General features: G+C 42.8%; 8 protein-coding genes. 6 read left to right on the top strand and 2 right to left on the bottom strand.

All coding sequences use genetic code 11. The features are described 5' to 3' along the window. Positions 1-18: 18 nt before the first annotated feature. On the top strand, positions 19-2,007 hold the full coding sequence (locus HUW51_RS07030) for an OmpA family protein (RefSeq protein WP_228466954.1): 1,989 nt from the start codon (positions 19-21) through the stop codon (positions 2,005-2,007). 24 nt (positions 2,008-2,031) lie between these two features. Here the strand turns inward: HUW51_RS07030 and HUW51_RS07025 are convergent, their stop codons facing one another. Further along, complete coding sequence (locus HUW51_RS07025) at positions 2,032-5,211, bottom strand: protein O-mannosyl-transferase family (RefSeq protein WP_228466953.1); 3,180 nt, start codon at positions 5,209-5,211, stop codon at positions 2,032-2,034. Between the two features lie 169 nt (positions 5,212-5,380). On the opposite strand from HUW51_RS07025, the gene HUW51_RS07020 reads away from it, so the two are divergent. The 3 genes from HUW51_RS07020 (at position 5,381) to HUW51_RS07010 (ending at position 9,406) form a co-directional block, all read left to right on the top strand. Then, entirely contained in the window at positions 5,381-6,634 is a 1,254-nt protein-coding gene (locus HUW51_RS07020; protein WP_185273270.1) for a sensor histidine kinase, read from the top strand. 25 nt (positions 6,635-6,659) lie between these two features. Continuing rightward, entirely contained in the window at positions 6,660-7,355 is a 696-nt protein-coding gene (locus tag HUW51_RS07015; RefSeq protein WP_185273269.1) for a response regulator transcription factor, read from the top strand. A gap of 308 nt (positions 7,356-7,663) precedes the next feature. Then, positions 7,664-9,406 (top strand): S41 family peptidase, encoded by a 1,743-nt coding sequence (locus HUW51_RS07010; RefSeq protein WP_185273268.1) that lies wholly within the window; start codon positions 7,664-7,666, stop codon positions 9,404-9,406. Positions 9,407-9,432: 26 nt separating this feature from the next. On the opposite strand, the gene HUW51_RS07005 is transcribed toward HUW51_RS07010, so the two are convergent. Further along, complete coding sequence (locus HUW51_RS07005; protein WP_185273267.1) at positions 9,433-10,917, bottom strand: hypothetical protein; 1,485 nt, start codon at positions 10,915-10,917, stop codon at positions 9,433-9,435. A 373-nt stretch (positions 10,918-11,290) separates the two neighbouring features. On the opposite strand from HUW51_RS07005, the gene HUW51_RS07000 reads away from it, so the two are divergent. Beyond that, entirely contained in the window at positions 11,291-11,464 is a 174-nt protein-coding gene (locus HUW51_RS07000; protein WP_185273266.1) for a hypothetical protein, read from the top strand. A 134-nt stretch (positions 11,465-11,598) separates the two neighbouring features. After that, positions 11,599-13,323, top strand: a complete 1,725-nt coding sequence (locus HUW51_RS06995) for an ABC transporter substrate-binding protein (RefSeq protein ID WP_185273265.1) — start codon at positions 11,599-11,601, stop codon at positions 13,321-13,323.

The raw sequence follows: 13,323 nt of genomic DNA, 5'->3' as shown, positions 1-13,323 counted from the left end.
CCGGGGCTGCTAAACTTTATGAAGTTTAAGTTCAAATTTATTGTTTTTGCTCTTATCCTGCTGGCTTTGGCCAGCAAACCCGTGATAGCGCAAAAAATAACTTTGAAAGAAGCCGATGCTTTATTTAAGCGTTTTCAGTACGCCTTGGCTTTGCCCGCCTACCAGCAATTATTAAAAAATCAAAAACCAACTTTATACCTAACCCGGCAAATTGCCGAATGTTACCGCCAATTAAATCAGGCCAAAGAAACCGAGATCTGGTATAACCGGGTGCTGCAATTTCCGGATGCTGCCCCGGAAGCTTTAAAATACGCCGCCGATGCCGCCCGGAAAAACAGCCATTACGAAAAAGCTAAGCAGCAATACCTCCAATACGGGCAGCGCGTGCCGGATCAGGCTGGGCTTGCCAACCAATTGGCCGCTATCTGCGACAGTGCCCAGCTATGGCTGGCGCAACCGCAACCCTATGAGCTGCAAAAGCCCAAAGGCATTAACTCTACCAATGCCGATTTTAGCCCAGTTATTTTTCAAAACAATCTGGTATTTACTTCCGACCGGCCGTTTGGTACCAGTAAAAAGAAAAATACTTCCGGCTGGACGGGCAAACCGTTTCCGAAGCTTTACCTGTCCATTAAAAAAAACGACGGGCAGTACGAAGCGCCAGTGCCTTTCGATAAAAATATTAATAACAAATACCACAATGGTTCGGCTACGTTTTCGCCGGATAGCCAAACCATGTATTTCACCCGCATTGATCAGCAAAAAGGGGGCGCCGTAAAAACCAACACCGACCCGTTTAGCTGGGTAAAGTTTGAAGCCAATGAAGATACGTATATAAACCGCTTAGAAATTTTTGTTTCCCGGAAAACTAATCAAGGTTGGAGCGAGCCGGAACCTTTTCCTTATAATAATCCGGAAGTTTATTCGGTGGGGCACCCGGCGCTTTCGCCGGATGGCGAAACGCTTTATTTTGTTTCGGATATGCCGGGAGGATTTGGCCAGACGGATATTTATTATTGCACGCGCCAGGCTGGTAATAGGTGGAGCAAGCCGGTAAATGCCGGTAAAGTAATTAACACCAGCGGCAAAGAATCTTTTCCGGTAGTTAGCCCCACGGGCAAATTATACTTTGCGTCTGAAGGGCACCCGGGCATGGGTGGGCTGGATATTTTTGAGGCCGAAGGAGCAAAGGCAAATTGGAAAAATTTAAAAAATTTAAAATTTCCGTTAAACTCACCCGCCGATGATTTTGGAATAACTTTCGACGAAACCAGTGAAGGCGGCTTTCTAGTTTCGAACCGCAACAGCGCCGAGGGTACCGACGATATTTACGCTTTTAAACTGGTTCAAACGCGGTGTACTTTGGCTGGCAAGGTAGTAGAACACATTCCGGGAACTAAAGGAACCTTTACTGATAAACCAGTAACTCAGGTTTTAATCCGGTTTTATGCTGCCGGCGACACTACTGCATTAACTACCTATTCCGATGCGCAGGGTAATTTCACGTTCCCGGTTAAATCCGGCGCTACCTACACCATTAAAGCAAGTAAACAAGGTTATCTGCTTAACTCCACTGAAATTACTCCCACATGTGGCGGCGAAGTAGAGGTATTTCCGGTAAGTATTGTTTTAAACCGGAATGCGCTGAATAATACCATTGTGCTCGAAAATATTTATTACGATTTCGATAAATTTGATATTCGCCCCGAGGCTATGCCGGAATTAGATAAACTCGTCCGGATTTTACAAGATAATCCTACTATCCGGATTGAATTAGGTTCGCACACCGATAGTCGCCAGACCGCAGCTTACAACCAAAGATTATCGCAGTTACGAGCCGAAGCAGCGGTTAATTATATCATCTCGCGGGGCATTGCCCCCGAGCGGTTAATTGCGAAAGGCTACGGCGAAACCCAGTTGCTGAACGATTGCAAAGATGGGGTTACTTGCTCCGAATTAGAGCACCAAATCAATCGCCGCACGGTAGTTAGAATTTTAAGCCAGTAAGGGAAAGTTAACGAACTTTTTGCATTACAACCGATTGTAAAAATTTAAAAATAAATTTTCCAGCTCAGCGGCTTTTTGCGTTTGGTTCAGGTTTTGGGCCGTTAGCGTTAATTGCTGCAGCGTAAGTAAGTTTAACTGAATTTCGCGGGTAAATAAAGCATTGTTGCCGGCCAGGTAATACTGCAGCGCCTGGTTTGCCCGGGCAGTTATCTTATTCCGGATAGCTTCGCTTTGCTGCTGGTCTCCGGTTTTTGCCAGCAGCTCCGCTAAGGGTACCGTTTGATAATCGTAAGGCAAAGACTTATCCGGTAATACTTTTAAACAGTAATTAATAATTTCGCGGGCTTTTTGGGTATTCCCGGCCTGGTAAAAAGATTCGGCTAAAACATAAAACTGCTGCCGGTAATTTGTAACAAGCGTGTTCAGGTAGGTCTCGTCGTAATAAATAGCGGGGTTTTGTAAGTTTCGCCACCGGAATTGTTGCATCAGGTTTTGGTACATAATTTCTTTAGCCACGTAAGGCTCCGGTCCGGTTTTTAATTCTTTAACCGGTAGCAAACGGTAAGCCATGCCCTCGTTCTGCAAATAAGGTTTAAAGTACATAAAATCGTTTTGGTTTAACGTGGACGAAAAATAAACCGGACGTTGCCAGTTGTTGGTAGCTAGAATGTCGAAGAGAATAAGCTGCTTTCTTTCCATGCCTTTTTGCGGAATCTCCCAGGTTAGCTGGTCAACAATTTGATTTTGCCGGTCGGCGGGTACGCTTTGGCTGCGCAAAACCGCGGCTTTATCAACCGGTAAAAAGAATTTCTTAGTCGGAAAAGATAAAAACATCCGCCCATCTTGCGCTTGTACCTGTAATACCGGATGGTTTTGCTTAACCAGCGAGATAAACTGGGTTACATCCATGCCCGTTGCTACCTGGGGTTGCGCTACGTAAGGCAGATAGCTGTTGGTGCTAAATTGGTAATGTTCCGGCGACAACGAGATAGGCAGCGGGGCCGATTCGTAAGCCGGACGCTTCATTTGATTGATGTACCAATCCGTATTTAAAAAAGTAGATACAATCACGCGTACATCCCTGCGAAAACCTTCTACTTCCTGCGCATACCACAACGGGAAGGTATCGTTGTCGCCGTTGGTAAACAAAATAGCATTAGGAGCGCAAGAAGCCAGCATGTTATGCGCCATATCGGTAGCAAAGTACCTTTCCGAACGGTCATGGTCGTCCCAGTTTTGCTGCAGCATAATTGCTATTACCAGCAAGCCAAAACTTGTAGCTGTTATTACCGGGAACCACCATTTTTTTAAAATTTTCTGTAATCCCAAAGCCAAGGCGGGTATTCCTAAGCCAATCCAGATGGCAAAAGCATAAAACGACCCTACAAACGCGTAATCCCGTTCCCGCGGTTCAATGGGCGGTTGATTGAGGTAAAACGCAATGGCTACGCCGGTAAATACAAACAATAAACCAATTACTATGGCATCTTTCTGTTGGCGCCGGTATTGATAAAATAAACCCATTAAGCCCAATAATAGTGGCAAAGCAAAGTAGGCATTACGGGCTTTGTTGGTGGCTACGTTGTAAGGTAAAGCCTGATTATTATTCCTGGGCCAGTTTACGCCGGCATGTTGCACGTCGCTGTCGCGGCCCACAAAATTCCAGAGAAAATAACGCCCGTACATGTGCCCTAACTGGTAGCGCAGCATATACAGCAGGTTTTGTCCGAAAGTTGGTAATTTACTTGGGTCGATGGATACCCATTTCTGGTACTCGGTTAAATGGTTCGGGTCGCTGCTGTAAAGCCGGGGTAAAAGTTGTAAGCCTTTCGGGTCGTAAACCGGTTCAATTTTGTAATCAGCAATTTCGTAAGTTTCTTTTCCTTTGGTGTATTCGGGTTTGCCCGGCTTTTGATCTATTAACCCGGTGGCGTATTGCGGCCCGTAGAGCAAAGGCCGCTGTTCGTATTGTTCGCGTTTAAGGTAAGAAATAAAGCTAAGTACATCTTCCGGGTTGTTTTCGTCGAGCAGCGGGTTGTAATTAGACCGGATCGGAATAATTAAATAAGACGAATACCCCACTACAATAAAAACAAAGCTTAACAGAAAAAGCTGAACACCCGTTTTTTGATTCTGGTGAGATTTTCGTAAGCCAAAAATTAACAGCCCCATGAAGATGATCCCAAAAAGCAGCAACCCGCTCCGGAAGGGCAAACCAACGGCATTTACAAAAAACAACTCAAATGCTCCGGCTACGCTGGGCAAGCCTGTTATAATACCGCTCATCATTATCCCGATTAAAGCTAAACTAAGCAAAAAAGTAAGTAAAGCGCCTCGCCAGGTAAAAGTATACTGGTGGTAATAGTAGATAAAGGCCATAGCCGGGATAGCCAGTAAGTTAAGTAAGTGTACTCCAATGGAGAGGCCCATCATGTAAGCAATGAGCAACAGCCAACGGTAACCCACCATCTGGTTATTACTGCCTTGCCATTGCAGCATGGCCCAAACTACAAAAGCCGTAAAAAACGACGACAAAGCATACACTTCGGCTTCTACCGCCGAAAACCAGAAAGAATCGGAAAAAGCAAAACTGAAGGCTCCCACTGCGCCGCTGCTAATAATTAAAAATACTTGTAGCTTGGTTGGCGCTGTAGCTGGTTTTACTAAGAGGCGTTTAGCCAGTATGGTAATGGTCCAGAATAAAAAAAGTACGGTAAAAGCGCTGGCCAGCGCCGAAATGCTGTTTATATAAAAAGCTACCCGGGTAACTTCGCCGAAAGCTAATAAAGAAAAAAGCCGGCCCAGCAGTAAATACAAAGGCGCTCCCGGTGCATGCGGAACCTGTAATTTGTAAGCCGCCGCAATAAACTCCCCGCAATCCCAGAAACTGGCAGTTGGTTCCAGGGTAAGTAAATAAACGGCCAACGTTAAAGCAAAAATGAACCAGCCTGCCCAGCGGTTTACCCGGGGTAATAAATCAGCCGTTTGGGGGTTATTGCCGGCCAAACCCGCGAAGATAGCCCTAAAAGGAATCAGCAGGCCCAGAATTACTAACCCAGGTCCAATGGTTAAGCCTACAATGCCAAAACCATAAGGCTGATCGTCCAGGCCCATGATAATAAAGCCTAGAAATAAAGTAATTAATCCGGCGAGTAAAATCAGGTAGTTTCTTTTCCCGAATACCGAAATGGGTTGCTTTTGCATGGCAGTTTGCTGTTTTAGGCAAACATACCGGGCAAATAACTGCTACCTGGTTAACGAGTTGTAAAAAGATGTTAATGAAATGTTAAAAAATTTAAAAAAGTGATTTTGTAGCTTATTTTTGATAAGTAATAAGAACAATGCTAGAGCCATGAACCGCAAGAAAATCAGAATGATAATTGTACTGGCTACCTTTTCGCTGGGCGGATTAGTAACGGTACAGCTTTTTTGGTTGAACAAAGCTTTTAAGGCTGAAGAAAAAGAATTCAACTTCTCGGTGCAGGTGGCTTTAAGCAATACGGTACAGCACTTACTGGAAAAAGCAGATTTAACAGCAACACCTAAACCCATCAAGCAGCTCGCTTCCAGCTCTTTTCTCGCGGAAGTAAACGCCCCGGTAAAAGCTCAGGAACTGGATACTTTGTTAAAATACGAATTTAGCCGCCGGCATCTTACTATCCCGTACGAATACGGCATTTTAAACGCCGAAGATGATACCCTGATGTTTGGGAATTACGTGCCTGCCACGTTTAAAAAACAAAATTTATTAGAAAATCAAGCTGATTTAACTACCACCACGCCGCCGGGGCATTACAACTTTGTGGTAGTTTTTCCTGATAAAAATACCCACATCTTTAACGAAATGCAGTTCTGGATTTTGTCCACCATCGTGTTATTAGTGGTAATCGTTTTTTTTGGATACACCTTGTATTCTATTCTGCAAGAAAAGCGCTTATCGGAGTTAAAAGCCGACTTTATTAATAACATGACGCACGAACTCCAAACCCCTATTACCAATATTGCCATTGCCAGCGAAGTACTTAAAAATTCGGGAGCTAATTTACCCTCCGCCAAAACCCAACGTTACCACGAAATTATTTTTCAGGAGAACGAGCGTTTGAAAGAACAGGTAGAACGCGTATTGCAAATGGCCGAACTGGAAAAAAAAGAAATGGCGCTTACCAAAACCCAAACCAATGTGCACCAATTGCTGCAGGATAGTTTACAACGGCTTAGCTTGCGGTTACAAAAACGCGCCGGTAAAGTTTCCTGCCACCTGCAAGCTTCCCAGTTCACCATCCAAGCCGATAGCATGCATTTAACTAATGCCTTGTACAACATCCTCGATAATGCCGAAAAGTATTCGCCCCAATCTCCGGAAATTCAAATTTCAACCCGGAATTACCAGAAAGGCATTTTAATTTCTATCGCCGATAAAGGTTTAGGTATCCGCAAAGAAGTACAATCTTATATTTTCGATACTTTTTACCGGGTGTCGACGGGTAATGTGCATAATGTGCGGGGTTTTGGCTTAGGGTTGAGTTACGTTAAAACCATTATTCATGCCCACCAAGGTTCTATTTGGGTAAACAGCCAGGAAAACCAGGGCAGTTGCTTTGAGTTGTATTTGCCGTTTCGGGCGTAGTAGCAGAAATGCTAAATTTTTAAAAATGATGCGTTTACTACTCGTGGAGGACGACGAAAATCTAAGTTTTCTGGTGCAAGATAACCTGGAACAACAAGGGTACAAAGTGCACCTATGTCGCGATGGCTTTAGCGGGTTACAAGCTTTTCAGCAACAAACTTTTAATTTGTGTATTCTGGATGTCATGTTGCCGCTGTTAGACGGTTTTACGCTGGCGCAGGAAATCCGGAAATTAAACGAGCATATTCCCTTTCTTTTTTTAACGGCCAAAGCGCAGCCCGAAGACCGGATTTATGGTTTACAATTAGGCGCTGATGATTACCTGACAAAACCTTTCCGACTGGAAGAATTAAACCTACGCTTAAAAGCGATTCTTAAACGCACAACCGGAGCGGCAGTAAGTAAACCCGTAAACAACGCTTTATTGTATTTCGGCAAAAGCCATCTCGATTATCCTAATTTATTGTTGTGGGTGCAAGGACAAAAACTGCAACTTACCCAAAAAGAAGCCGATGTGCTCCGGATGTTGGGGCAACAATTAAATACCATTGTTAAACGGGAGGTTATTTTAAAAGCCGTATGGGAAGACAACGGTTATTTTGTAGCCCGGAGCATGGATGTGTTTATCTCGAAACTTCGAAAGTATTTGCGGCCAGATTCTACTTTAAAAATTGCTACTATTCACGGGGTGGGTTATAAGCTGGAAGAGTTAGCTAATTAGGTGTAATCTGCGCTACATATCATTAAAATTGTTCTTTTTTGGTATTAATTTAATTGCGCACAGAATCGCATTATCGAAGCCTTTTGCACTGGTTCCGGTAAATTTTTAAAAAAATATGCCGCAACAAGAGTATAAAAGAGCCGGAAAGGTGTCTTTATAAATAAATGCTTTAACGATTAAATAATGGTAAAACAAACACTTTCAAATGTATTTGAACCTATATTGCTGTAATTTCGGCGAGATAAAGTTTAGTTTGTTTTGTTTAGTACCAAAGCTATTGATTTAATGCTTCGGCGTGTATTGGGGTTATGAAAAAATATGCATCGTCTTTGTACCAAAAGGCTTTTTATGGTTGTTTGTTGCTGTTGGTTGTAGGGGCATCTTTTGGTTTTACCGATCGCTACTTCGAAATCGCTAAAAACCTCGATACTTTCGCGACCATTTACCGGCAGCTAAACAGCAATTACGTAGACGAGGTAAACCCCGCTAGCCTGGTTCGCGAAGGCATCAACGCCATGCTTTCTTCCCTGGATCCCTACACCGAATACATTCCGGAGTCGGACATGGAAGATTTTAAAATGAATTATGTAAGTAAGCAATACGCCGGCATTGGAATTTCTTTGTTCACCCGAAAAGATAAAATTATTGTTTCGGAGCCTTTCGATGGCTTTTCGGCACAACGGGCCGATATCCGGGCGGGGGATGAAATTATTGCCATTAACAACATCTCGGTGAGTGGGCGAAACAGCAGCAACGTAAGCGACTTACTAAAAGGTCAGAAAAACACCCCGGTTAAACTTACCATTAAACGGCTCGGCGAAAAGCAAGTGTTAGAGAAAACCGTACTCCGGGAAATCATAAATTTTAAAAATGTTTCCTACGCGGGTATTCTGCAGGACCACATCGGTTACATTAAACTCGATAAGTTTTTAGAAAATTCGGCCCAAGAGGTAAAACAATCATTGCTCGACTTAAAACAACAACACCATATAAATGCCCTGGTGTTGGATTTACGCGGTAACGGCGGCGGCATTGTGCAGGAATCCGTAGATATTGTAAACCTGTTCGTAGAAAAAGGAAAGAAGATTGTTACCCAAAAAGCCAAAATAAAAGATAAAGACGTGGTGTATAAAGCGACCCAGCCCGCAGTAGACCCGCTTATTCCGCTGGTTGTTCTGGTGGACCGGGGTTCGGCTTCGGCGTCGGAGATTGTGGCGGGCGCTATTCAGGATTTAGACCGGGGTACCATTATTGGTAACCGTACCTTTGGCAAAGGATTAGTGCAGCAAACCATTAACCTGCCTTATAATTCTTTATTAAAAGTTACCGTAGCCAAATATTATACACCCAGCGGACGCTGTATTCAAGCCCTCGATTACACGCATCGCAATCTGGATGGCAGTGTCCGGCGGATATCGGATTCACTGATGGCAGAGTACAAAACAGCTAACGGCCGCTCGGTTTACGATGGCAGCGGTATTTACCCCGACTTAATTACCAAAGAAAAAAATTACCATAATATTGCGTACAGTATTATTAGTAAATCATTGCATTTTGATTACGCTACGCGTTACCGGGCTACCCATGCCACTATTCCGGATGCCCGAAACTTTAATTTAAGTAATGCCGACTACCAGGATTTTATTAAATATTTAGCGGATAAAAAATACGATTATACCACGAAGAGCGAAAAGAACCTGGAAGAGCTAAAAGCCATTGCTGAAAAAGAAAAATACTTCGACGACATTAAAGAAGAATACAGTGCTTTAAAAAGCAAACTGGCCCAGAATAAAAAAGACGATTTAAGCCGCTGCCAGAACGAAATTAAAGAAGTGCTGGAAAGCGAAATTGTATCGCGGTATTATTTTCAAAAAGGCCGCCTCGAAGCTTCGTTCCGGACAGACCCAGATGTGAAAGAAGCCATTAAAGTGCTTACGGATAAAAACTTATATGTTGCCATTTTAAAAGGCCACGGACCCTATAAAGTAATTGGTAAACCCAAAATGGATGCCTTGGTAAATGCCGGCAACCGGGTGGTGAACAATAATTAAGATAGCAAATTACACGGCCTGTTCAATTATTGATCTTTCAACATTTTTAAAATTAAAGTCCAAAGGTGCTCGTAGGGCATAATTTCTATTTCGGCGTAAGCATCGCCGGGCACGGGGGTATTTTTTAACCGGTGTAGTAGCGGCTCGCCTTTCTTTTTAGCCTGATCATAATCTAGGTTTTCTTTTACCAGCAATACCAATAATTTAAAAAATAAAAGATTGCGCTTGCTAAGCTGGTGTTTTAAGTGGCGATCGGCGTATTTCTTAAGCGAATCAATCCGGTAATTTAAAGCATCCGTATCCTGCGACCGCACAAAGTACATAAACTGCAAAATTAAAATAGCTACATTAAAGCCTTGCTTATCTTTGCTGTGCTCCGGCACCGAACCCATGAGCTTCCGGTAATTAGATTGTTTAATAAACTCGTCCGAAGGGTTTACAAAGTACAGATAGGTGCCGTATAACGACCAGCGTTCCTGAGCCGTACGCGATATTTTTTTGTACGAGGTATTACGCATTACCTCGCCGTACAATTTAGCTGCTTGGTCGTATTTCCCGGCGTGCATGGCTAGTAAAAAGTAGTTTTCCATAAAAGCAAACCAATTGTTCGTAGACCGGTTAAAAACCTGAACGTACGAGGCCGCCGCTACCAAGCCTTTTTCGTATTCTTTTACCCGCAAATAGGCATACACATTAATAAACTTATTGTAACGTTCGTCAAAACGTTTTTTGTTGATTTTACCTTTTTGTAAAAGCTTTTCAATGTTAGCGGTGGTTTTTAAAATTTCGTCAAAGTTGCCGGTGAGCTCGTGCAGCGAAATGCTTAGCTTATAATAAAAATCAAAAATGTTGGCCGAGTTGGTTTTTGTCCAAAGCGCTTCCAGCTTTTGAACTACATTTTTTAATTTTTCTAAATATTTGTTTTTGGCGACTACCGATTTATTTAATTCTAAACGCGAAGTATAATATAAATCGGCGGCTTCTTGCTCTAGAGCGGCCAGCGCCCGGTACTTGGCTAAAGTGCTTTTGGTTTTATAAAAGTTGGTAGAAGAACTACTCAGGGAGTAGTTTTCCAGGAGCAGTTGGTAGCAGTCTATGATAATCTGCGTAAACTCGGCTTCTTCGGCCAATGCCAGGGCTGTACGTAGTAAACTTGCCGAAATCGTACTTTCCCCCTCATTCATTAAAGTGCGCGCCTGAAATAGTAAAGCAAGGCTTTTTTGTTCGTAGCGGTGCGAAATCTTAAGGCTTTGATCCGTGAAATCAAGAAAGAACAAATGATTCAATAACTTTTTACGCAACCTGGATTTCAGCATTTTAATGCGCGGGTCGTTGGGTAGGGTCTTGTACATTAAAGCCGCCGCCTGGTGGTCGCTTTCGCATTGGCCTGTGCGGATTAAGTGAAATAGATCTACTTCCTTATTCGGGTTTTTAGTTTTTAACTCTAACAGCGGGAAATTTTTTTGCCCTCTGGTTGTTACTATTTTAACTAATTCGCGCAGGTCATTCATGCAAAAAACGGCTTAAAGTTGGATATAAGAGGAAATCTTTAATTGGAAATGATTAATACAGTTAAAAAAAACGGTGTTACTTTTCGCAACAAATTTTCCTTTCCAAGTTAAATAGTTATTAAGATATTTGTAATATGTATTTTTATCTATTTGTTACTATAAGTAAAAATATTAGCAATATCTTTGAATAGCAACCGCGCTCTGTTTAATTTAATCAAAGATATATAGATAATTATATGTGTTTATTACTATGGCTCCTTGGAATTTTAATGGTTACCTTTAATGGCACTTTTTCCTTTCTAAGTCCTATTTTATGTGCCAACTTTGTTTCAACAAAATAACCAAACAGAAAACAATTTAAAGCCATAAAATCATGTTAGAATTACTCGTAGCCACACTTATCCAAGTAACTGTTTTAACCAGTGGTTCTGCTCCTGTTAAAACTACTACAGCCACTACTTCCACTACCACTACTGTTAGAACATCAGCTGCGGCACCCACTTCTACTACTAGCATTGGTACTTCTGGCTGGGACGATAGAAACTAATAAATCAGTATTTTAGCTACGTTTGCCGGTTAGTATCGAAGCAAACGCGTTGTTATATTTTGGGCAGAGTATTAGATTTGTTGTTAACTTATTTTAGTTTTGTTAAACTTCGCTTAAGTTAATAGCAATCTATAATGAGGGTAAGATTACTTTTCTTCTTTCTGCTGCTGCACATATTTATACAAGGTTGCCGGCCTGCAGGTAACAAAGAAGAGGTAGTGGTGCGGGTTGCCGCCGATCCGGAATCTTTAAATCCTATTTCTTTTACTACGGCTAACACGGCTCAAATAGTGGCTTTGTTGTATCAATCGTTGTTAACGATTGATTTGCAGGACCAGCAATTAAAACCATTGTTGGCCGAGCAACTGCCTACCGTAGTACAGGCCGAAGATAAATCGTTTATAACGTACCGCTTGCGGGAGGAAGCCGTTTGGGACGATAACCAGCCCATTACGGCCCAGGATGTAGCGTTTACGTTAAAAGTAATTAAAGCGCCACTGGTACGCAACGATAATTTGCGGGCGGTTTTAGAGTATGTGCACGATATTCGGGTAGATGCTGCCGATCCTAAAAAGTTTACCATTGAGTGCCGTAAGTATGCGCCTAACATGAGCTGGGAAACCGGCGATTTTGCCATTCTGCCGGCCCACATTGTTGACCCGCAGCAATTATTAACCGCGTTTACTATTCCGGAACTGGAAAGCCAGTACGATTCGCTGGCAAACCACCCCCAAATAAAAGCTTTTGCCAATTGGTTTAACAGTGCGCGGTTTACCAATAACAAAACTTTTTTAAAAGGGAGTGGCGGCTACGAGCTAAGCGACTGGAAAACTGGACAATACGTAAAAGTAAAGAAAAAGCAAAATTGGTGGGCTGCCCGGCTTACGCCCGCTATTTCTTACATTACCGCCGAACCCACTCAAATAAATTTCCAGATTATTCCCGAAAATACCACGGCGTTGCTGGCTTTAAATAACGAGCAGCTGGATGTGTATGCCGGCATCCCCGCCAATAGCTTTGTGCAATTGCAGAAAAATGCGGGTTTTCAGAAAAACTACGCGCTTTTTACCCCCAATACTTACGATTTTACTTACATCGGCATTAATGGCCGCAACCAGAAGTTTGCCGATAGAAGAACGCGTCAAGCCATCGGGCATTTGCTGGACATTCCGCAAATGATCCGGGTAGCGCTGGGAAGCTTTGCCGTGCCCACGGTTGGTATTGTAAACCCCGCCGATAAAATTTATTATAACGATAGCATTTCGCCGTATACGTTAAATTTAGCAGAGGCAAAACGGCTGCTGAAAGCCGCCGGCTGGCTGGAAACAGCGACCGGCTGGCAAAAGCAAATAAATGGCCAGGTAGTGCCCCTCACGATTAATTTTGATTATAGGGCCGGTAATACCGAGTTCGAAAATGTTTCTTTTATTTTCCGGCAGGCGGCAGCTAAATTAAAAATACCAGTAAATGTGCACCCCGTAGAGGCCAATGTGCTTAATAAACGGCTAAAAGCGCACGATTTTGAAGTTACTGTTCGATACTTATCCGGAAATCCGGGAATTTTTAATTTTCGGCCCATTCTGCACACCGAGAACGCTGACCCAGACGAAGGAAATTTTACCGGTTTTGGTACTGCCCAAAGCGATCGGTTAATCGAAGAAATTAGCGAAACAACCAATCAGCAGCACCGCATTGCTTTATTGCGTAAATTCCAAAAAGTAATGTACGACGAAAGCAATATGCTTTTTTTGTACTTCAACACCGAACGCATTGCTATTCATAAACGGTTTACCAATCTTAAAATTTCGGCGGCCAAGCCCGGCTACGATATAAGTTCTTTTAAGTTAAAAAGTAATTAG

The organism is Adhaeribacter swui (genome assembly GCF_014217805.1).
Taxonomy (GTDB): domain Bacteria; phylum Bacteroidota; class Bacteroidia; order Cytophagales; family Hymenobacteraceae; genus Adhaeribacter; species Adhaeribacter swui.
This window is presented reverse-complemented; position numbering and strand designations above follow the sequence as displayed.